The 21,598-nt window shown below is 60.3% G+C and carries 16 protein-coding genes and 2 pseudogenes; 10 read left to right on the forward strand and 8 right to left on the reverse strand.

Translation table 11 applies throughout. The features are described from left to right. Positions 1 to 104 precede the first annotated feature (104 nt). The 4 genes from AB4048_RS00920 (at position 105) to AB4048_RS00935 (ending at position 3,700) form a co-directional block, all read left to right on the forward strand. Positions 105 to 707, forward strand: coding sequence for a hypothetical protein (locus AB4048_RS00920; RefSeq protein ID WP_442200023.1), 603 nt, complete (start codon positions 105 to 107; stop codon positions 705 to 707). Between the two features lie 151 nt (positions 708 to 858). Further along, positions 859 to 1,647 carry a cytochrome b/b6 domain-containing protein gene (locus AB4048_RS00925; protein ID WP_442200209.1) on the forward strand — a complete coding sequence of 263 codons (789 nt, stop codon included), beginning with the start codon at positions 859 to 861 and terminating at the stop codon, positions 1,645 to 1,647. Beyond that, the gene (locus AB4048_RS00930; RefSeq protein WP_442200024.1) at positions 1,644 to 2,420 is read left to right on the forward strand and encodes a molybdopterin-binding protein; all 777 of its coding nucleotides are present in this window, start codon (positions 1,644 to 1,646) and stop codon (positions 2,418 to 2,420) included. The genes AB4048_RS00925 and AB4048_RS00930 overlap by 4 nt, the downstream gene beginning before the upstream one ends. Before the next feature lie 89 nt (positions 2,421 to 2,509). Beyond that, positions 2,510 to 3,700 (forward strand): acetyl-CoA C-acyltransferase, encoded by a 1,191-nt coding sequence (locus tag AB4048_RS00935; protein ID WP_442200025.1) that lies wholly within the window; start codon positions 2,510 to 2,512, stop codon positions 3,698 to 3,700. Positions 3,701 to 3,710: 10 nt separating this feature from the next. On the opposite strand, the gene cueR is transcribed toward AB4048_RS00935, so the two are convergent. Continuing rightward, positions 3,711 to 4,121 (reverse strand): Cu(I)-responsive transcriptional regulator, encoded by a 411-nt coding sequence (cueR, locus tag AB4048_RS00940; protein WP_442200026.1) that lies wholly within the window; start codon positions 4,119 to 4,121, stop codon positions 3,711 to 3,713. A gap of 10 nt (positions 4,122 to 4,131) precedes the next feature. Continuing rightward, on the reverse strand, positions 4,132 to 6,624 hold the full coding sequence (locus tag AB4048_RS00945; RefSeq protein ID WP_442200027.1) for a heavy metal translocating P-type ATPase: 2,493 nt from the start codon (positions 6,622 to 6,624) through the stop codon (positions 4,132 to 4,134). A gap of 160 nt (positions 6,625 to 6,784) precedes the next feature. Here AB4048_RS00945 and AB4048_RS00950 point away from each other — a divergent pair, with 160 nt between their 5' ends. Together AB4048_RS00950 and AB4048_RS00955 are read left to right on the forward strand one after the other, a co-directional pair. Further along, positions 6,785 to 7,900 (forward strand): RHE_PE00001 family protein, encoded by a 1,116-nt coding sequence (locus tag AB4048_RS00950; RefSeq protein ID WP_442200028.1) that lies wholly within the window; start codon positions 6,785 to 6,787, stop codon positions 7,898 to 7,900. A gap of 113 nt (positions 7,901 to 8,013) precedes the next feature. Further along, complete coding sequence (locus AB4048_RS00955; protein WP_442200029.1) at positions 8,014 to 9,192, forward strand: amidase; 1,179 nt, start codon at positions 8,014 to 8,016, stop codon at positions 9,190 to 9,192. Positions 9,193 to 9,407: 215 nt separating this feature from the next. Here the strand turns inward: AB4048_RS00955 and AB4048_RS00960 are convergent, their stop codons facing one another. Next, positions 9,408 to 12,554, reverse strand: coding sequence for an efflux RND transporter permease subunit (locus tag AB4048_RS00960; protein ID WP_442200030.1), 3,147 nt, complete (start codon positions 12,552 to 12,554; stop codon positions 9,408 to 9,410). Positions 12,555 to 12,562: 8 nt separating this feature from the next. Further along, entirely contained in the window at positions 12,563 to 13,789 is a 1,227-nt protein-coding gene (locus AB4048_RS00965) for an efflux RND transporter periplasmic adaptor subunit (protein ID WP_442200210.1), read from the reverse strand. A gap of 194 nt (positions 13,790 to 13,983) precedes the next feature. Between AB4048_RS00965 and AB4048_RS00970 the strand changes: the two genes are divergently transcribed. Continuing rightward, positions 13,984 to 14,652: a TetR/AcrR family transcriptional regulator gene (locus AB4048_RS00970; RefSeq protein WP_442200031.1), complete on the forward strand. Its 669-nt coding sequence runs from the start codon at positions 13,984 to 13,986 to the stop codon at positions 14,650 to 14,652. A gap of 562 nt (positions 14,653 to 15,214) precedes the next feature. Here the strand turns inward: AB4048_RS00970 and AB4048_RS00975 are convergent. After that, positions 15,215 to 15,385: a DsbA family protein gene (locus AB4048_RS00975; RefSeq protein ID WP_442200032.1), complete on the reverse strand. Its 171-nt coding sequence runs from the start codon at positions 15,383 to 15,385 to the stop codon at positions 15,215 to 15,217. 113 nt (positions 15,386 to 15,498) lie between these two features. On the opposite strand from AB4048_RS00975, the gene AB4048_RS00980 reads away from it, so the two are divergent. The 3 genes and pseudogenes from AB4048_RS00980 to AB4048_RS00990 all read left to right on the forward strand — a co-directional run bounded on the left by AB4048_RS00980 (position 15,499) and on the right by AB4048_RS00990 (position 18,813). After that, the gene (locus AB4048_RS00980) at positions 15,499 to 16,902 is read left to right on the forward strand and encodes an ISNCY family transposase (protein WP_442200033.1); all 1,404 of its coding nucleotides are present in this window, start codon (positions 15,499 to 15,501) and stop codon (positions 16,900 to 16,902) included. Positions 16,903 to 17,149: 247 nt separating this feature from the next. Further along, positions 17,150 to 17,341, forward strand: a pseudogene (locus AB4048_RS00985) (helix-turn-helix domain-containing protein); the annotation flags it as partial. Between the two features lie 593 nt (positions 17,342 to 17,934). Further along, positions 17,935 to 18,813 carry a LysR family transcriptional regulator gene (locus AB4048_RS00990; protein WP_442200034.1) on the forward strand — a complete coding sequence of 293 codons (879 nt, stop codon included), beginning with the start codon at positions 17,935 to 17,937 and terminating at the stop codon, positions 18,811 to 18,813. Positions 18,814 to 18,821: 8 nt separating this feature from the next. Here AB4048_RS00990 and AB4048_RS00995 read toward each other — a convergent pair whose 3' ends face one another. The 3 genes and pseudogenes from AB4048_RS00995 to AB4048_RS01005 all read right to left on the reverse strand — a co-directional run bounded on the left by AB4048_RS00995 (position 18,822) and on the right by AB4048_RS01005 (position 21,435). Further along, positions 18,822 to 19,664, reverse strand: coding sequence for a gamma-glutamyl-gamma-aminobutyrate hydrolase family protein (locus tag AB4048_RS00995; RefSeq protein WP_442200035.1), 843 nt, complete (start codon positions 19,662 to 19,664; stop codon positions 18,822 to 18,824). Continuing rightward, positions 19,661 to 20,517 (reverse strand): annotated as a pseudogene (locus AB4048_RS01000) (amino acid ABC transporter permease). Before AB4048_RS01000 ends, AB4048_RS00995 begins: the two are co-directional and overlap by 4 nt. A gap of 93 nt (positions 20,518 to 20,610) precedes the next feature. Next, the gene (locus AB4048_RS01005) at positions 20,611 to 21,435 is read right to left on the reverse strand and encodes a transporter substrate-binding domain-containing protein (protein ID WP_442200036.1); all 825 of its coding nucleotides are present in this window, start codon (positions 21,433 to 21,435) and stop codon (positions 20,611 to 20,613) included. Positions 21,436 to 21,598: the final 163 nt, after the last annotated feature.

Below are 21,598 nucleotides of genomic sequence, written 5' to 3' on the forward strand. Positions count from 1 at the left end.
GGCATCCCGGTCGCCTCACCATTGTTTGATTGGCTGTGCTGTCGGGCCACCGATAGGATCGCGCCATCGAAATCACCAACCGGCGATACGCCACGGAGACGGTGATGATGCGCAAATCCATGATTTCCTTTGGCATGATCCTGATTGGAGGCATGATACTCGGCGCCTCCGCGGCGCTACACGCCGCCGAGCTTACTCGCGTTCGCGGTACGATCGAGAACGTCGACGCAAATAGCCTCAAGGTGAAAAGCCGTGAGGGTCAGGACGTCACTGTCCAGCTGAAGCCGGGTTGGGCGGTCACCGGCGTCGTGGCGGCGTCCGTGGCGGACATCAAGCCCGGCGATTTCGTCGGCATCGCCTCGCAGCCGACGGACAACGGCGTTGCCGGGGCTATCGAGGTGGTGATCTTCCCAGCCGCCATGAAAGGAACGGGCGAGGGCGATCGTCCCTGGGATGTGAAACCGAACAGCTCGATGACGAATGCGACGGTCGCCAACGTCGTAAAGTCGGTGAACGGCCCGACGCTGACACTTGCCTTCCAAGGCAAGGAAAAGAAGATCAACATCCCCGAGGGCACGCCGATCGTGACCTTCGCACCCGCGACCAAGGATGATGTAAAACCAGGTGCTGGCGTTTTCATCATGGGCGACAGTGCCGGAGCCGAGCGCGTGGTCGTCGGCTTGCATGGCATTGCGCCACCGATGTGAGAAGGGGCGCGGCCTGTGCTGCTTGCGGCCGCCATGGTATGATGCTGGCTTGCCGTAATCGGATCCGGAAGGGAGCGACGTCGTGAATGTCGATGGGGTGAAAGCATCTTCAACGGGGCCTCCGACAACGATCTACATTCGACGTCATTCCCTGGTGACGCGCATCACCCACTGGATCAACGTCCTCTGCTTGACCTTGCTGCTGATGAGCGGCCTCCAGATTTTCAACGCGCATCCCGCGCTTTACTGGGGACAGTATGGGGCGGACGCGGACCCCTCCTGGCTGCAAATGGGAGCGGCCGAGAATGGCGAGACAATCCGCGGCGTGACGCGGATCGGCAGCCTCGAGATTCCGACGACCGGCGTGCTCGGGGCGTCGAAGGTGGACGGTGAACTGACCGAACGCGGCTTTCCCTCATGGGCGACGATCCCGAGCTACCAGGATCTCGCCACGGGAAGGCGCTGGCACTTCTTCTTCGCCTGGCTCTTTGTCATCAATGGCCTGGTCTATATTCTCTGCGGTTTCATTGGGGGTCACTTCCGCCGCGATCTTGCGCCCTCCGGCAACGAGGTGACGCCGCGTCATATCTGGCACGAAATCGTCGAGCACTCGCATCTTCGATTTCCGAAGGGAGATAGCGCGCGGCGCTACAATTCCCTGCAGAAACTCGCCTATATCGTCGCCGCCTTTATTCTGCTGCCGCTGATGCTGGCCACGGGCCTCACCATGTCACCGGGCATTGACGCCGGCTTTCCCTTCCTCCTCGATATCTTCGGGGGGCGCCAATCGGCGCGCGCGATCCATTTCATCAGCGCCTGGACAATCGTGCTTTTTGTCGTCGTTCACATTGCGATGGTCCTACTTTCCGGCTTCTGGAACAACCTCCGCTCCATGATCACCGGCCGCTACGCGATCCGCAGCGGAGGCAGCGAGCGATGACAGGCTTTCTTACCCGTCGCCGTTTTCTGATCGGCTCCGCAGTGGGCGTCGGCGCCGTCGGCCTGTCCGGGTGTGACGACGTTGTTCAGAGCGAAGACGTTCAGAAGGTGTTGAATGCTGCCGAGGGCCTGACAATGCGCGCTCAGCGACTGATCGTTTCCCCTCAGAAGCTGGCGCGTGAGTTTACCGAAGCCGACCTGTCGCCGGTCTTTCGTTCCAACGGCACCAGCAACCCTGACAACGAAGCGTATGCGCGTCTCTCGGAAGACGGATTTTTGAACTGGCGACTGAAAATAGATGGCTTGGTCGACCGGCCGATGGAGTTGTCGCTGGCGGATCTGAAGAAGCTGCCGTCGCGAACGCAGATCACCCGTCATGACTGCGTCGAAGGCTGGAGCGCCATCGGCAAATGGACCGGGGTCCCCCTAGGCCAGCTCCTGCAGAGCGTGGGTCTCAAGCCGGAAGCCCGCTATGCGGTCTTCTATTGCGCCGACGAACTGGAACAGACGCTCGACGGCAGCGGCCGCTACTATGAGAGCATCGACCTCATCGACGCATTTCATCCGCAGACCATTCTCGCTTACGGCATGAACGGGAAGGATCTCGATATCGCGCACGGAGCACCGCTCAGACTGCGCGTCGAACGTCACCTCGGCTACAAGCACGCAAAATATCTCATGCGTATCGAGATCAAGGATACCTTCGCCGGCCTATGGGGCGGCAAAGGCGGTTTCTGGGAAGATCGCGGCTATGAGTGGTACGCCGGGATCTAGGAGTAACGGACGATTTTCGTTTTCATGATGATCATCATGTAATAGGATGCCGTCGCTACTCCAAACCAGAGACCAGCGAGGGAGTGATCATGCCCACCAGCGATCCTGTCGTCATCGTTGCCGCCGCCCGCACGCCGCTCGGGCGCTTTCAGGGCGAGCTTTCGTCGCTCGCCGCCCCCGAACTCGGCGCCCATGTGATCCGGGGCGCTCTGGAGCGGGCACGGCTCTCGCCGGAGCGAGTGGATGAGTTGTTGTTCGGCTGCGTACTGCCGGCGGGGCAGGGGCAGGCGCCGGCGCGGCAGGCTGCCCAGCAAGCCGGCGTTCCGGACGCGGTTGGCGCGACCACGATCAACAAGGTGTGCGGCTCGGGCATGAAGGCAACGATGCTTGCCCATGATCTTATCCTCGCGGGCTCCGCGTCGGTCGTCGTCTCCGGCGGCATGGAGTCGATGTCCAACGCTCCCTATCTGCTTGCCAAGGCGCGAAGCGGTTACCGGGTCGGCCACGATCGGATCTTCGATCACATGATGCTCGACGGACTTGAGGACGCTTACGAGAAGGGCCGTCCGATGGGCGACTTCGGGGAAGCCGCTGCCGAAGCCTTTCAATTCAGCCGCAACGATCAGGATGCCTATGCCATCGAGACGCTCACCCGCGCCCGCCGCGCGGTCGAGGGCGGCGCGTTCGATGCTGAAATCGTGCCGATTGCCGTGCGTACAAAGGCTGGAGCGGTCATGATCGACAAGGACGAGCATCCGTTGAAGGTTACGCCGGAAAAGATCCCGACGCTGCGGCCCGCTTTCCGACCGGACGGGACGATCACGGCGGCGAGTGCGTCGGCCAATGCCGATGGTGCGGCGGCCCTGGTTTTGACACGCCGTTCGATCGCCGAGAAGGAGGGGCTTCGGATTCTTGCGGAAATCAAGGCGCATGCGACGCACGCCCAGGAACCCGCCTGGTATACCACCGCGCCTATTCCCGCGATCCGCAAGCTGCTCGACATGACCGGCTGGAACGTCGGTGATGTCGATCTCTTCGAGATCAACGAGGCCTTCGCGGTGGTGGCTATGGCTGCGGCCAAGGATCTCGGCATCGAGCGCGATCGGCTAAACGTCAATGGCGGCGCCTGCGCGCTCGGTCACCCGATCGGGGCGACTGGCGCGCGCATTATCGTGACCCTGCTCTACGCACTCGAAAGCCGGGGCGCGAAACGTGGTGTGGCGTCGCTTTGCATCGGTGGCGGCGAGGCGACGGCGATCGCGATCGAAAGGCCGGATTGATCGTTATCCGTTATCTTCTGGCGTTCGTAGCCGGTAGATCGTCTGCCAGTTCTTCTAGGATGGGACAATCCGGCCGGCTGTTGCCGTGGCAGGCGTGGACGAGATGCTCGAGCGTGTGCTTGAGCTCCGTCAATTCGCGGATCTTCCGATCGATCTCGAAAAGCTTTGAGGAGGCGATCTCCTTGACGTCGGCGCTGGCGCGGCTCTTGTCTTCGTAGAGCGCGAGCAGCTGCCTACACTCCTCGACCGAAAAGCCGAGCCCTCGCGAGCGCTGCAGGAAGCGAAGCTTGTGCACGTCGTCGTTGCCATAGTCACGATAGCCGTTGTCATGGCGATCCGGGCGGATAAGGCCGATCTCCTCGTAGTAGCGGATCGTCTTGGCCGGCAGGCCGGAGCGGTCCGATGCTTCGCCGATATTCATCTCAAGCCTCCTATAATTTCTCGCCTCGCAGCCTGAGCGCGTTGGTGATGACGGAAACCGACGAAAGGCTCATGGCCGCCGCCGCGATCATCGGGGACAACAGCAGACCGAAGACCGGATAGAGAATGCCGGCCGCGAGCGGTACACCGAGCGCATTGTAGCCGAAAGCGAACCCGAGATTCTGGCGGATGTTGCGGATCGTTGCCTCCGACAGGCGCCGCGCCCGGACGATTCCGGTAAGGTCGCCCTTGACGAGCGTGATGCCGGCGCTCTCGACCGCGACATCGGCGCCGGTGCCCATGGCAATGCCGACATCGGCGGCCGCGAGCGCCGGCCCGTCGTTTACACCATCCCCCGCCATGGCGACTGTCGCGCCCCGAGCCTGCAGCGCGTTGACGAGCGCCAGCTTGCCTTCGGGCAGGACGTCGGCGCGCACCTCGTCGATGCCGAGCGATCTCGCTACGGCGGCCGCCGTGACCGCGTTGTCGCCGGTCGCCATGATGATCTTCAGCCCGCTCTGGTGCAGTGTTCGGATGGCCGCGGCCGCGGTGGACTTGATCCGATCCGCCACCGCGACCAACCCGGCAAGATTGCCGTCGATGGCGAGGAACATGACCGTCTTGCCTTCGCCGCGCAGGCGTTCGGCGTCATCGCGCGCGCCCAGCAAATCGACGTTCAGATCCGCCATCATTGCAGCGTTGCCAAGGGCCACCGCCTTGCCTTCGATCATGCCCTGAACACCCTTGCCGGTCTCGGCCTCAAAGGCCGAAATTTCGCTGAGGACGGCGCCGCGCTCGACGGCACCGTTTGCGATCGCCTCGGCAAGCGGATGTTCGGAGCCGCGCTCGAGGCCGCCGGCGAGCGACAGCAGACGCACCTGGTCAAACCCAGTCCACGCGATGACATCGGTCAGCCGCGGCTTGCCTTCGGTCAGTGTCCCCGTCTTGTCGACGATAATCGTGTCGACCTTCGCGAGCCGTTCCAGCGCCTCCGCGTCGCGGATCAGTACGCCTTCCTGCGCGCCACGGCCGGTCGCGATCATAATCGACATCGGCGTTGCGAGCCCAAGCGCGCAAGGGCAGGCGATGATGAGCACCGAGACGGCGGCAAGGAGCGCATGCGCCAGCCGCGGCTCTGGCCCGAAGATCGCCCAGGCCGCAAAAGCGGTGACGGCAACAAGGACGACAGCGGGCACGAAAACGGCGGAGACGCGATCGACCATACCCTGGATCGGCGCCCGCGAGCGCTGTGCCTTTGCCACCATCTCGACAATGCGCGCGAGCATCGTGTCGGCGCCGACCTTCTCGGCGACCAACACGAGCGTGCCGTTGCGGTTCATCGTGCCGCCGGTGACGCGATCGCCGGCCTCTTTCTCCACGGGGACCGGTTCGCCGGTAATCATCGATTCATCGATCGCCGAACGTCCCTCGGCAACGGTACCATCGACGGGAATACGCTCGCCCGGCCGCACCCGGAGCTTGTCGCCAACGTGGATCTCTTCGACCGGCACGTCGACCTCGCGCCCCTCGGGAAAGATCTTGCGGGCGGTCTTCGGCGCAAGGTCGAGCAAGGCGCGGATTGCCGAGCCGGTGCGCTCGCGAGCCCGCAGTTCCAGTACCTGGCCAACGAAGACCAGAGCCACGATCACCGCCGACGCTTCGAAATAGACCGGTACCGCGTCACCGTGGCCGCGAATGCTCATCGGGAAAATTCCGGGAGCGAGGGTTGCGACGAGGCTATAGAGATAGGCCGCGCCGACGCCGAGACCGATCAGCGTCCACATGTTGGGGCTGCGGTTGATCAGCGAATTCCAGGCGCGACGGAAGAAGGGCAGGGCCGCCCAGAGCACGACAGGCGTCGCGAGCATCAGTTCCAGCCATGTCGCGATGGGCTCGCCGATCCAGCCGCGTAGCGGCACTCCCAGCATCGGGCCCATGCTGAGGAGAAGCAACGGGATGGCAAAGGCTCCGCTGATCCAGAGGCGGCGCGTGAAGTCGACGAGTTCGGGGTTCGGCGCGTTGCCTTCTGCCGGAACGCCCATCGGCTCAAGCGCCATCCCGCATTTGGGGCAGTCGCCCGGGCCGTCGCTGACGATTTCGGGATGCATCGGGCAGGTATATTGCGTGCCCTTGGGCATCGGACGTGGCGTCGGACGGTCGCCGCGAAGGTAGGCGTCTGGGGTCGCCTCGAACTTCGCCTTGCAGCCGGAGGAACAGAAGTAGAATTTCTCCCCCTGATGCCGAAGGAAATGCCTTGCTGTCGCGCGGTCGACGCTCATGCCGCAGACCGGGTCTTTTGCAATCAGATATTGCTCCGGTGCGGCCTCGAATTTGTCCTGGCAGCCTTGGCAGCAGAATTGATGGGTGTGATCGCGATAGGTGATCGACGGCTTGGCCGCGGCAGGGTCGACAAGCATGCCGCAAACGGGATCGCGCGTGACCGGCGCTCCCGGCGAGGCTGGATTGTGATCATGGCTGTGCGGATGTTCGTCGTGCAATGTCATGCTTGGAGCTCCATGCCCTTTCGAGCGTTGGATCCCTTATGAACCTTCCAGCAACTGGAGGGTCAAGTGGAAATTATCGAGGCTGGTGGTTATCGGTTGGCTATCTGGAAGTGAGGGGCGGTGGTAGGTTCCGCAAGACAAATACCATGGCATGATTCCAATGCGATACGATTTTCAATCCCTGCCGATCGAAACCCTGCTGCCCGCGATGACGCGCGCTGAGGATATGATCGCGCGTCTCGATGAGCGGGTCTTGCGACATCCGGTCGGCGAAGGGTTCCGCGAGCGCGGGCATTTCTTCGATTCCGTTGCGGCTCTGTGGGTGAGCGGCGAGCTGGTTCATGTCGAGGATCTGGTGCTGCACGATGCGCATATGGACGCGCGCGCGCCCACCCATGAACTCACGATCGCGCACGCCATATTGCGAACCCGCCGACGCCTCTGGCACTCCGAACCGGACTGGTGGCTGAGCGCTGCAGGTCTTGCGACCCTGCGAACCAGCGGTTCCGTCCGCGATGACGCTGTGCAGTCGACAGCGACACGGAACGAAGCAGCGCTGCAGGAACCATTGGAGGACGAAGACGAAACGCCAGATGCGCTGGTGAAAGCGTTTGCCGAGATCGATGCAGTCATTGCGCGTTCGGACCGGGCGCTTGCGGGAGAACGGATTGCCGAGACCGCGAGCGCGTCCCTCGTGGATCCACTCGGCCTCGTGCATGACGAGGACTGGGATGAGGTCGCGCGCATGGAGGCGTGGCGGGACATCATTCGCAAAGCCGATCTGCTGCCGCCGGCGCTTGCCGCCGCGGTGCTCTTAGACGCGTGGGAGCGCATAGAGCCGCTGCGGCGCCAGCATTGGCTGGGAAGCCTGCTCGTGAGCGCTTATCTGCGCAGCCGCGGCAAGACGGCATCGCATTTCTTCTCTCTTAACGTGGGACTGAAAGCGGTGCGCCACGAGCGACGTCGCGCGCCCGAGCGCGGCGTCAGGCTCGCGGCCTTTCTCGACGCCATGGTCGAGGCCGCCGACGCCGGGTTGCGCGAGCTCGATCGACTGCTGCTTGCGAAGACCCAGATGGAGCGAAGACTGAAGGACCGACGTTCAAACAGCAGCCTGCCGGGGGTGGTCGAACTGGTACTGTCCCGGCCTATCGTCTCCGCCAATATGGTCGCCAAGCATGTCGGCGTTACCTCGCGAGGCGCGCTCAATCTCGTGGCCGAACTCGGTATTCGCGAAATGACGGGGCGTGGCCGCTATCGCGGCTGGGGGGTACTTTGACGGGAGAGCGGTCTCAATCGCTTTCGACTTTTTATCGACGCTATAAACGCTTAGACGTTGTTTCTAACCTGGTTTAATAGCAACTTTCACAGCCGCCTCCATGGATAACGCACATGCCACTCATCGACGATACCGTTGGTGCCTTCATCGAAGTCTTCCAGTCCCCGCTCATGGGGGCAGCCGGTCCTCTCAGCGGTCTGACTTTCGCGGCGAAGGACAACTTGGATGTCGCGGGAAAGGTGACCGGCAACGGCAATCCTGCATGGCGTGCTGCTCAGCCGGCCGCTGGCGCGCATGCATCGGCCGTGGAACGCGTGCTTTCGGCGGGCGCGAGCCTCGTTGGCAAGACCCATATGGACGAGTTCGCCTACAGTCTAATGGGAACGAACGCGCACTACGGCACGCCGTTGAACAGCGCGGCACCCGAGCGAGTGCCCGGCGGATCGTCCTCGGGCTCGGCTGCGGCGGTCGCCGCCGGTTTGGTCGACTTCGCGCTTGGAACGGATACCGGCGGTTCCGTTAGATTGCCGGCCTCGTTCTGCGGCATCTTCGGAATTCGGTCGAGTCACGGAGCCGTCGATATGAGCGGTGTCGTCCCCATGGCACCCGGCTTCGATGCTCTCGGTTGGTTTGCCCGCGATGCAGCTATGCTGGCGCGCGTCGGCGGCGTCTTCGGCCTTTCCGGGGTGGCGGACTATTCCACGCCTTGGTTGCCGGCCGATATCTGGGATGCCCTTGATCCCAGGGTCGCGCACGCGTTGAGGCCCTATGCCGAGGCGGCGGCCGATCGGATCGGTCGGGTCGTCAGAGATCCACTTGCGATCGTCGGCGCGGCGGAGAGGGCGGAGGCTTTTCGGCTGTGGCAAGGTCGCGATGTGTGGCGGGCGATCGGCATCTGGGTCGAGGCAAACAACGCAAAGCTCGGCCCGGATATCGCAGCGCGATTTGCAGCGGCGAAAGCAGTCGACGCCGCAACCTTCGAGAAGGCCGACGCCACGCGCAAGGAGATTGCAGCGGCAATGGAGGAGGCGCTGGACAAGGGCGTGGTGCTCATCCTGCCGACGGCACCCGGGCCGGCGCCCCGGAAAGACTCCACGCAAGAGGCCTTCGATCGCTTTCGCAAGGAGGCAATCGGTCTCCTATCCATTGCCGCCCATGCCAGATTGCCTCAGATTTCCATGCCCGCGGCCACGGTCGACGGAGCGCCCGTCGGCCTGTCGCTGGTTGGCGCTCGCGGCAGCGACGCCAAGCTCCTGGCGCTTGCCGAAGCTTTGAAAGGTATTCAGGACTAGTCCCGGAGATTCGACAGCAGGCCGCTTAAGCATCAAATTCCATTTGGAACTTTATTTGCACGGAAGGGGCTGGGCGGTGGAACCATTTCGCCGCTCGCGTGTTGTGGGCGTGCAGGAAGCCTGCAGAAGGCTTTTGGAGGAAGCACCTGACCGAGACGAAAAGCGCGACCGGACTGCTGCCCGGTCGCTTTATTATGTCCGGCGATCGCAATCACTCAATGAGCGGCATCGGTAGACGCTTCGCTGGCGGTCGCCTTTTCCTCGTGTACTTTGCCCTTGAATACCCGCCTCGTTGCAACGAACAGCAGCGGGATGAAAAAGACGCCGAGCACGGTCGCCGAGATCATGCCGCCCATCACGCCGATACCGATCGAGTTCTGACTGCCGGAACCGGCTCCGTGCGCGATCGCCAGCGGCATGACGCCGAGAATGAAGGCGAGCGATGTCATCAGGATCGGGCGCAGGCGCTGGCGTGCCGCTTCGAGCGTCGCCGTGACCAGGTCCTTGCCGGTCTTCTGTTGCTCGAGGGCGAATTCGACGATCAGGATCGCGTTTTTCGCCGCAAGGCCGATCGTTGTCAGCAAGCCTACCTTGAAATAGACGTCGTTCGATTGGCCAAAGATAGTCGCGGCGAGCAGGGCGCCGAAAATACCGATCGGCACCGAGAGCATGACGGCAAGCGGAATGGACCAGCTCTCATAGAGTGCGGCAAGTGCCAGGAAGACGACCAGAATCGAGATGGCATACAGCTGCAGAGCCTGGTTGCCGGAAAGCTTTTCCTGGGCCGAAAGGCTCGTCCATTCATGGCTGAAGCCCGGAGGCAGTTGACCCATCAGGCTGTCGATCTCCTTCATGGCGTCACCCGAGCTGACACCGGGGGCGGCCGCCCCCTGGATTTCCACCGCCGACGAGCCGTTATAGCGCTCGAGACGAGGCGACCCGTAGCTCCAGCGGCCGGTCGAGAAAGCCGAGAAGGGCACCATGGCGTTGTCGGAGTTCCTGACATACCAGCGGTCGAAGTCTTCGGGCTGCATGCGGAAGTTCTTGTCGGCCTGCACATAGACGGGCTTGACGCGTCCTCGATCGATGAAGTCGTTCACGTAGCTTCCGCCCCAGGCGGTCGAAAGCGTCGTATTGATGTCGGCGAGATTGATGTTGAGTGCGCTTGCACGCTCCTGGTCGACGTCGATCGAATATTGCGGCGTATCTTCCTGGCCGTTCGGCCGCGTGCCCACGATCTGTTTGCTCGCGGCGGCGAGGCCGAGGAGTTGGTTGCGCGCTTCGATCAGTTTCTCATGGCCGGCGCCGTTAATATCCTTGATGAAGAAATCGAAGCCGCTTGAGCTGCCGAAGCCGGGAATTGCGGGCGGTGCCAGCGCAAAGACGCTGCCGTCCTTGATCTTCGAGAAGGCGGCCATTGCGCGGGCGGCAATCGCCTGGGCGGTCGATTCCTTGGTGGTTCGCTTCTCGAAATCCTTGAGCTTGACGAACACGAGGCCGACGTTTTGCCCCTGACCGCCGAAACCGAAGCCGGCGGCTGCAAAGGCGCCGTCGACATAGTTCTTTTCGTCGATCAGATAGTGATCGCGGACCTGGTCCAGTACGGCCTGGGTGCGCGCCGTGGTGGCGCCCGGAGGCAGCTGGACGCTGGTCAGAAGAATACCCTGGTCCTCTTCCGGCAGGAAGGAGCTCGGCAGCCGGTTGAACTGGTAGCCGACGGCCACAGCAATCAGCAGGAAGATGACGAGAAAGATGCCGCTTCGGCGGATCATCGCCGCGGTGCCGCGCTGATAGCCGTTGGTCGCACGCTCAAAGCCACGGTTGAACCAGCCGAATAGCCCTCTATCCTTCGCCCCGTGTACGGGCTTGCGCAGAATGGTGGCGCAGAGGGCAGGGGTCAGCACCAGCGCCACCAGGACCGAGAGCACCATCGCCGAAACGATGGTGACGGAGAATTGCCGATAGATGACGCCGACCGAGCCCGAGAAGAAGGCCATCGGAATGAAGACGGCGGAGAGCACGGTGGCGATGCCGATCAGCGCGCCGGTGATCTCGTTCATCGACTTGATGGTCGCCTCGCGTGGCGAGAGGTCTTCCTCTTCCATGACGCGTTCGACGTTTTCCACCACGACAATGGCGTCGTCGACCAGAAGGCCGATCGCCAGCACCATGCCGAACATCGTCAAGGTATTGATCGAATAGCCGAAGGCCGACAAGACCGCAAAGGTTCCGAGAAGAACGACCGGCACGGCGAGCGTCGGGATCAGCGTTGCACGGATGTTCTGCAGGAACACGAACATCACGATGAAGACGAGCACGATCGCCTCGAACAGCGTCTTGACCACGTCCTCGATCGAGAGCTTCACAAAGGGTGTCGTGTCGTAGGGGTAGACCACCTCGACATTGGCCGGCAGGGTCTGACTGAGATTATTGATCGTCGACTGTACCGCTTCCGCCGTGTCGATCGCGTTTGCGCCCGAGGCGAGCATGATCGCAAGACCGGCAGAAGGCTTGCCGTTGAACGTTCCCGAGCTGGTATAGGCCGAGGCCCCGAGTTCCACCGTGGCAACGTCGTTCAGGCGCACCAGCGAGCCGTTCGGCAAGCTCTTGAGGATGATATTTTCGAACTGCTCCGGCGTCTGCAAGCGGCTCTTGGCCGTCACGGTCGCGTTCAGTTGCTGGCCGCCGCGTTGGGGCAGGGCGCCGAGCTGGCCGGCGGCAACCTGGGTGTTCTGCGCCTCGATTGCGTTCGTGACGTCGCTGACCATCAGCTGGTATTTCGCAAGCTTGTCCGGGTCCACCCAGATACGCATGGCATATCCGGCACCGAAGAGCTGCGTGTCGCCGACACCTGGAACGCGCTTCAGCGTATCGTTCAGCGTACTGCTGATATAGTCGGCGAGGTCGTTTGAATTCATCCGTCCGTCGGTGGACACGAAGCCGATGACCATGAGGAAGTTCGAGGTCGACTTGGAGACGACGATACCGGTGTTCTGGACAGACTGCGGCAACTGCGCGGTGACGAGTTGCAGCTTGTTCTGCACCTGCATCTGCGCGACGTCGGGATTGGCCTTGTTGGTGAAGGTCAGCGAGATCGAAGCCTGACCCGTCGCGGTCGACGTCGAGGTCATGTAGTCGAGATTGTCGATCCCGGTCATGCCCTGCTCGATGACCTTCGTCACCGAATTTTCAACGGTTTGGGCGTCGGCGCCGGAATAGTTCGCGCTGACGCGCACGGTGGTGGGCGCGATCTGCGGATACTGCGAAATCGAAAGCGTCGTGATCGACAGGATGCCCGCGAGCATGATGACGATGGCGATCACCCATGCGAAGATGGGGCGGTCAATAAAGAAGCGAGACATTCGTCACCTCACTTCGTCGCGCCGGTGGTGACGGCGTCTTCGGCCGCCTCGCGCGAGGCCTGCTTGTCAGGCTTTGCGCTATCCGCCTCGGCCTGCTTCACCGTTCCGGTCGCATCGTCGATGGTGACCAGGGTGACTTTCACCTCCTGGCCGGTACGGACACGTTGGGTACCTTCGACGATCACCTGGTCGCCGTCTTTCAGACCGCCATTGACGAGCCAGCTATTGCCGACGCTGCGCTGGACGGCGAGCACACGCTCCTCGACCTTGCCGTCGTCAGAGACGAACTTTGCCGTCGGCTCGCCCTTGGTGTTGCGGGTAACCGCGCGCTGCGGAACGAGAAAGCTGTTTTCTGCGACGCCTTCCTGGAGCCTCGCACGCACATACATGCCCGGAAGCAGGATTCGGTCGGGGTTCGGGAAGATCACGCGGACCGTGATCGTGCCGACGGTTTCGGCAACGGCGGCCTCGGAGAACTGCAGCTTGCCCGTCTGATTGTAGCTGCTGCCGTCCTCGAGCGTAAGATGCACCGAAACATTGTCGCCGCTGATCTTCAGCCGTCCCTCGTCGACCGCGCGCCGGAATTTCAGGAGATTGGCACTCGACTGCGTGACGTCGACGTTGATCGGGTCGAACTCGCGGATGGTCGTGAGCGTAGTCGTCTGGTTTGCGGTCACGAGCGCGCCGACGGTCACGGTCGATGCGTCGACGCGGCCCGAGATCGGGGCAACGATCTTTGTGAAGCCAAGATTGATCTTTGCGGCTTCCAGCGCCGCCGTTGCGGACGCGACATCGGCCTGCGCCTGCACGAGACTGGCGCGTGCGTCGTCGAATTCCTGCTTGCTGACGGCGCTCTGGGCGCTGAGGCCGGTATAGCGGTCTAGTTTCGCCTGCGCGCTCGGCACGGCGCCTTTGGCGCGCTGCAGCGCCGCCTCGGCGCTGTCATAGGCTGCCTGGTAAGCCGCGGGGTCGATTTCATAGAGAAGGTCGCCCTTCTCCACTTCGCTGCCTTCTCGGAAATTGCGGCTCCTGATAATGCCGCCGACCTGAGGCCTGACCTCGGCCACGAGATAGGGACTGGTGCGTCCCGGCAGCTCGGCGGTAATCGCCACGGACTGCGGATGCAGCGACACGGCGCTCACCTCCGCCTTGACGGCAGGCGCATTGGTCTGCGCGGATTTCTGCTCGTTGCAGCCCGAGAGCGCCAGGCCAAGGCCGAGAACGGCAATGGCCAGGCCTCGGCCCCGCTTCGTCGGACCGAGGTCGGACGAAGCGTCTAGATAGCTAAAGTTGCAAAGGGGGGAGGCGGGCTTTTTCACGTTGCTATTTTCCGTAGGCTTATTTAGAGTACGCGAGAGTACAACAATATCGATTTGCGCCAAATGTCAACCGGGTTGGTGCATCGCACAAAAGGGAGAATGCGCCGAAAATGCATCGCGAAGCGCAGGTTCTCTCTCGTCCGCGCGGGCGGCCGAAGACGGTAAGCGACGAGCAGCGGCGGGCCCAAATCATGGCTGAAGCCCGCACGACATTCCACGAACTCGGATACGGCGGCACCACCATGGACCTCGTCGCAGCCCGGTGCAAGCTGTCAAAACAGACGCTTTATAAGCTGTTTCCGAGCAAGGCAGACCTTTTCATGGCGATCATTGACGCGCATCGCGCCACGATGCTGCGGCTGCCGCGCGACCCGGACGAACACCTGCCGCTCGCCCAGACGCTCGAAGATATCTTCATGCTCGATATTGGCGAGGAAGAGGAAAGGGACCGCGAAGCTCTCATTCACCTTTTCGTGAGAGAATCCCAGGCGGTTCCGGAAATCGGGATCCTGCTGACGACCCACGCCATCCAGCAATCGCGCCAGTTGCTGGCGGATTGGCTTGAGTTGCAAAAGGCTCAAGGCCGCATCGAACTCGCCGACACCTCCGGCGGCGCACGCATGCTCATGAACATGATCTTCGGCGCGATGACCTCGCTACCCGGATGCCCGAGCGACTGGCCAGACCGCGAGGCGCGCAACCGGCATCTGCGTCAATGCATCGAGATCTTTCTGGCGGGCGTGAGGAGACCGAGCCACCCGATTTCCGCGCTTGCCTAAGCCGCGCGATGAAAAAAACGCCGTTGCAGAGGGCCAAATTTACCAGTTTAGATAAAAATAATGAAAGTGCGTCTATGCGGTCACACCATCGCGAGGTGCGTACGCAGGCGTCATTTCACCCCAACCAATTGAATAAATTCAATATTCTTCGGCCTATCTCGACCAAATAGGTTAGAGGTCCCGCTGACATTAGCCGGAGTCACGTCTTGACCGTGTAATATTAGAGAGTCTTAATGCGGTATGTCCGGTCGTGCCCGCGCCCGGATATGTTGCTGGAGTCTTTGACCCGCTGGATTAAGCCGGCGGGTCTTTTTTTATCTGTTGTATCAAGCGCATGCTCACCGACGGATAGCGCAATCGCATTCGTCAATCCGACAGGTGAGCCGGACGATCAATTATATTATGATTGTCGTCAACGGGTGCTCGACGATATCCACAATATTCCACTTGAGCAGGCATTGTTTTTCGTTGCGCGCCGAGAAGCAGCCAGGAGTATGGCGCCGACGCCACGCAGTTGATGCGGACTATACGCGTCCTGCGGCTTGTGGCCTTCTTGAGCCGATCAATTCTTTCCGCGCGCAAGCGCAATCTGCGCCGTCAGCTTTTCCGAGCCGACTGCGCCTTTGAGAATGGTGCCACCGACGACATAGACCGGTGTACCAGTGAGACCGAGATCTTTCGCAAGAGGTCCGGTCGTTGATGCCGATCCCAGCATCCGTTGGTAAGCCCACATGTTCCATAATCCATATTATCTGATCTTCGGGTGTAGCCGCAAAGTTAAAGTGTCCTGTTTTTGCAAAGTTGGAATGTCACACTGCCCGCGTTTGAGGACGTGGGAGATTGCGGATGGGACTGATTGCGATGAGCGAGCGTGATCTGCAGCGGATCGAGATTTTGTCGAAGGTGATCGCCGGCCGCATGACGCTGGTATCGGCGGCGCATGTGCTTGATCTGAGCACGCGCCAGGTGCGTCGCCTGCTGGAGCGGATCAGCACTGGCGGTGCGGCGTCGATCCGGCACAAAGCGATCGGCCGGCCGTCGAACAACCGGATCAGCGATGGTGTTCGGGATTACGCTGTGACGCTGGTTCGCGAACGCTATGCGGATTTCGGGCCGACATTGGCGGCGGAGAAGCTCGCCGAACGCGACGGCTTGCATGTCTCGCGCGAGACGCTGCGCCATTGGATGTCGGGTGCCGGCATCTGGCTGTCGCGCAAGCAGCGGCGAAGGTTTCACCAGCCACGACTGCGACGCGAGGCTTATGGCGAGCTGGTGCAGATCGACGGATCCGAGCATCGATGGTTCCAGGATCGCGGACCACCGTGCTCGTTGCTGGTGTTCATCGACGATGCGACTGGCAAATTGATGCAGTTGCGGTTCGTGCGTTCGGAAAGCACGTTCACCTACTTTGAAGCGCTGGCGTTGTATCTCGAGCAACACGGCGCTCCGATCGCATTTTACTCCGATAAACATACGGTGTTCCGCGTCCCCAAGAAGGACGCCAAGGGTGGCCAGGGTATGACTCAGTTCGGGCGGGCGCTTTGCGAGCTAAACATCGAGATTCTCTGCGCAAATTCGAGTCAGGCGAAGGGCCGCGTCGAGCGCATGAACCGGACGCTGCAGGATCGGCTGGTCAAGGAATTACGGCTGGCTGATATCTGCGACATGGAGACTGGCAATGCGTTTTTGCCAAGCTTCATGGAGCACTACAATGCGCGGTTTGCAATTGTCCCTGCCCGGTCCGAAGACCTGCACCGGCCGATCTCCCTTGCACCGGATCGGCTTGCCGAGATCCTGTGCAAGCGCGAGCAGCGTTATGTCGGGGCGCAGCTGACGTTCTCGTTCGAGCGCCAGCGGGTCATGCTGGAAGAGACCGAGGTGACGCGTGGGCTGGCTGGTCGGTATGTCGAGACCTATGCCTATGCCGACGGTCGGCTCGATGTGCGCTGGAAGGGACATTCCCTGCCCTACAGGACGTTCGACAAGGACCAGCGCGTGACGCATGCGGCGATTACCGAGAACAAGCGGCTTTCCGATGTCCTGGCTTATATCAAGGAGCGTCAGGAGCAGCAGCAGCCGGAGCCCGTGGTGAAGACCAACAGCGAGAAGAACGGCTATGTGCGACGTGCTCGCGGCCCGGGACGAGCCAAGGATTTCATGAACGATCCGGCGGTGATCGAACGCCGCAAGGCTGCCCTGGAAAGGCTTGATGCCGCGAGTGAAGCGTCGATTGGATCGTCTCAAAGCTAAAGCCGAAGGGCTGTCCCTCACCCGCCCCGATCAGATCTTGCAATCGGGTGAGCCGGTCAGATCGGGGCTGGTCGTCATGCCGTCAGACAGCACGCTGTGACACTTCTACTTTGCGCTCCAGCAGACATTCCAACCTTGCTGACACATCGGGTGTAGCGGCTATTTAGTAATGCGACAGTTGGGCCAGTTAGAGATGTGACGGTCTCGCCTGTCGACGTTCTGGTCAATGCCAACGTTGGGAGCAAGGATGACGACCTTCAGCCTGGTCGAGACCATGAGCGGTCGGAGTGATCAGGGCCTGAGCGTCGTCCAGGCCGCCGAGCTAGTTGGGCTCAGCCGAAGTCAGGTGCACAGGCTGCTGCAGGCCTATGACCGTTCTGGTGCGGCCGGCTTGGATTCGAAGAAGCGGTCGCGACCAAGCAATCGGCGCCACAGCGAAGCCGTCTCGCGCGAGACATGCAAGCCGTCGCGTTCGGCGAGCTTCTCGGCCGCCAATGTCGGCCCGAAATCCGCATGGCGTTCGCGGATGAGATCCAGCGCCGCATTGCGAAACGATTGTCGAAGCCTTCACCACCGCTATTCATAACAATAATTTATAGCTACAATCTTCGGGCGGCGTTTGGCCAGCGAAGACTTGAAGTTGTCAAAATAGGGTGCGCGACAGCCAGATGCCGGCGCCCGACATCCAATGGCGCAGCGGCCTATCGTAAAGTCTACGACGATGTTATCTGACTTCTGGTGTAGCTTGGTGGATTCAAGGATGAAGTGCGACTTGCAATAGATAACAACGGTTTATCGCTTGCAAGGAACGTTACATGAAACGCACCTCCTCCCAGATCGACATGGACGAACGCCGCAATAGAGATCATTGGGGCGTTGCCAGACAGTGGCAGCAGCTCCCCTATTTTGACAATTTTCAAGACGTCGCTGGCCAAACGCCGCCCGAAAATTGTAAGCTATAAATTATTGTTATGAGTACCTGTGGTGAAGGTTTCGACAATGCCTATCGTAAAGTCTTCGACGATGCCTACGATGAATGAATTGCGGACGTTTGAAAGCGTTGCAAGATTGCGGTCGATTTCCAAGGCGGCGCTCGAGTTAAACTGTTCTCAGCCATGCGTGTCGCAGCGCCTCCAATCCCTGGAACAACGCTGGTCGCTGCGTCTTTTTCATCGCACCACGCGCGACCTTGAGTGGTCGGAATCGACACAGGTGCTTTATGAGGTGGTGCAACGTTCATTGAACGATATCGAACACGCTCTGGCAACGGTTGTTCAAGAGCGAGAACAGATACTTACGATGAGCGTTTCAGAGGACTTTGCATCCGGTTGGCTGGAGGAAAGTCTTGAACGCTTCCATCAGCAACATCGCCGCATCCGGGTAAAGCTATATATAACAAACAGGTTTGTGGATCTCACCCGCGAAAGTATCGATGTGGCTCTTCGGCTCTTGCCTGCGGATGTCAGATTGAGCCCGGATTTGCAGGGAACAGAGCTTGATTGCGGCGATTATCTCGTCGTCACTTCGCCAGCGTATTTGGCAAAATACCCCAATGGCCTTTCAAAGGGAAACATAGGCAAGGCGACGCTTCTTACCGAAAGATTTAGTGGAAGCTGGGACCATGTGTTGGCTGGACTGGACTTCGTGCCGACACAAAAAATGAACTCTGTCGCGTACGCCACTCAAGCGCAGGCCCTCGAGGCCGCACAAGAAGGCAAAGGGCTTGCGATTGCTCGAAGACTGTTTGTTTCGCGGTTGATGAGCGAGGGCCAACTGGTCTTGGCTCTTCCAACCGAAATCGTATCCAGCGACACATACTATTTTGTGCACTCACGACATGTGGTCCATAAAGTCCAGCTGGCAACGCTATACGCATGGCTTGTCGAGGATATCGCCGCGAGCGTAAAATAGTTCGTCGCTCAACTTTTGCCTGCGGCATTGTTCGCCTTTGCTCGCGCAAAGGGCCTTTGGGCGCGATACGTTGCAGCAGCCCTGCCAAAAGCGGCAAACAGGCTCGATGAGGTCGCATTGGTGGCGGCCTGGTATTCCGGGTGCCATTGAACACCGACAACAAAGCTGCTTTCCGGACGGCTGATCGCTTCGATCACTCCATCTTCGGCCCGCGCCTCCACCCTCAGCCCCTCGCCCAGCCGCTCGATTCCCTGTTTATGGATCGAGTTGACCTCGATTTTCAGCTGTTTGAGGATCTGGCGCAAAACGCCGTCCTCCGCCGTTTCAACGGTATGGAAAGGCTGATAGATCGTGTCGATCGGTTGCTCTCGGTCCCACGGGCGATGATGAGGAAGCGCCTCAGGGTTCTGCAAACCGATCATCAACGTGCCGCCGCAAAAAACATTCAGTTCCTGCATCCCGCGGCAAATGCCGAGAACCGGTACATTCTCGCGGATGGCATAGTCAATTATGGCAAACGCCGTTTTGTCGCGCTGGATGTCAAAAGGTTCATGTGCGGCAATATCTTCGGCTGCGATGTAGAAGCTTGGGTGGACGTTGGAGAGCCCACCGGTCAACAATATTCCATCCAAAACCGAAAGTGTGGCGGCAAGGTTCTCACTGCCTTCTGATAAGGGCAGAACAAGCGGTTCGGCATTTGCCACGTTGCGAATGGCATCGAGGTATTTCTGATCGACGCTTTGCACGGGAATAGTGTCATCAAGACCAGGCGTTGCAAGCACGCCGATCAATGGACGAGCCTGATCGTCAAGGCCCACGTTTGGGCCGGATGCCGGGGATGCCGCTTTCATCTGCGCGCACCCATGATTGAGCCTACAGACTGGGTATCTCGGCCGAAATACCGCTCGATCCGGCCTTGAACAAGGTCGAGCACGATCGACATGATCCAGTAAATCAGTGAGGCCGTTATCAGCATCTCCAGCAGACGGAAATCAGCGCGCCCTTGCGTCCTCGCCACGAACATCAAATCCCAAACACCGACAGTAGAGATCAGCGACGAATCCTTGAGCATCGCCGTAAATTGGTTTCCAATCGGCGGAACAATGATCTTCATCGCCTGCGGCAGAATTATCGTGCGAAAGGTGCGAGAGCGGGCGAGCCCTAAAGCGTCCGCTGCCTCCCATTGTCCTTTCGGTATGCTGCTGATGCCGGCGCGGAAAATCTCATCGCGATACCGTTGCCCGACAATTTCGCTATCGCCCCGAGAATTGCAAACAGCGTTGCAAGCGAAATGGACAGCACCGACACAAAAAGGGTGTTGAAAAGGCCCACTGAAAGCAGGTAGGGCAATTTTTCCGCAATGGTGCTGTAGCTGAGATCAAACAGGAAGAAGAAGTAAAGGAACAGTCCGAAAAGCGTGAACCAGGCGGCAAAATACTGGAGGCGGGAGGGCAACTTCAACAGAAGAAACAAATAGGTAGACAGTATTGCAGATACTATAATGAACTTCTTTGACGAGGCGATCAGGCCGCCAAAACTGTCGGCGGAAAATCCGATAGACCCTGCATGGTATAGCGTCAGACCCGCCTGCCCCAGCAGCAGAAGCGCTAGAAGCAGCGGGAACGTGGTGGCGGCAAATCTGGCGGCCTGCCCTGTCGACCAAGGCTTTGGCGTTGCAAAGATCTGTAAGTCCGGATTTCTCATGCGGCTCTCGTCTTGACAGTTTAAATTGCGACCCTCGCGCGCCGCCAAAATGGAGGACAGCGCGCTAGGCTATCACAGGTCTGAATGGCCGCACTATTTGGCAGTGCTATAGTCGGTGCCGTACCATTTTTCCGAGAGCGCCTTCATCGTGCCGTCAGAGCGCATATCGCTGATGATCTGGACGAGCTTTGCGTTAAGCTCGGCGTCGCCCTTGTCAGCGGCGATTGCCAGCGGCTCATAAAACACCGGTTTCCCCAGCAATCGGATTGGCTGGCCCTTCTTGATCGCCGCTTCGATGCGCGGCTGTGCCTGCAAGACACCGTCGAGCCGTATACCGTCGCCAAGTGCGAGCTCATCAATTTCATCGGCCTCCGTGCTTTTCACGGCAGCTGGCGTAACTTGGTATTCGAAGGAAGGTGTGCCTATCGCATCGATTTTCAGGTTGTGCTTCAGGTAGGATTCGTAGGTGGACGCCGAAACCACGCCGATGACCTTGTCATTCAAATCGCCGACATCCTTAGCCTTAGAGTCGCGGTGAACAGCGAAGATGGCAGGAGAGTAGTAATAGATCGCCGGGAAATCGAGCACTTCCGCGCGTTTCCCTGTCGGTGTGATCGAGGCGACAGCGATCTGCCAACGATTGGCCCAGCGTCCGGAGGTCATGACCTCCCACCCCGGTGTTACGAAATTCGCCTTGGCGCCCATCCGCTTTGCAACTTCGCGAGAGACTTCGATGTCGAAGCCGTCGAGTTCGTTTTCCGCGTTCAGGAAGGCTTGCGGCGGATAGTCGGAATTGGTGGCGACCGTCAGGACTTTTGTCTTCTCGATCTCATCCAGCACCGCGCCTGCACTGGCCGCACTCGCAATAAGGGTAGCCAGGCCCGCGCTGGAAGCGAACAATATTGCAATGGTTTTCAATCTCATTTGCGTTCTCCCTTTGCGCATGAAGCTATCTGGGAAACGGAGCCGCAACAAATTCAACTTTTCGCGCTATTTATAATGCCCATGCATGAATACCGCTCCGCAGGTGGCCTGGCCGCCTAGACCAGCGAGGTCATCCAGATCGGGCAGCGACCAATAC

It is taken from the genome of Rhizobium sp. RAF56 (genome assembly GCF_052113965.1).
Lineage (GTDB): Bacteria > Pseudomonadota > Alphaproteobacteria > Rhizobiales > Rhizobiaceae > Rhizobium.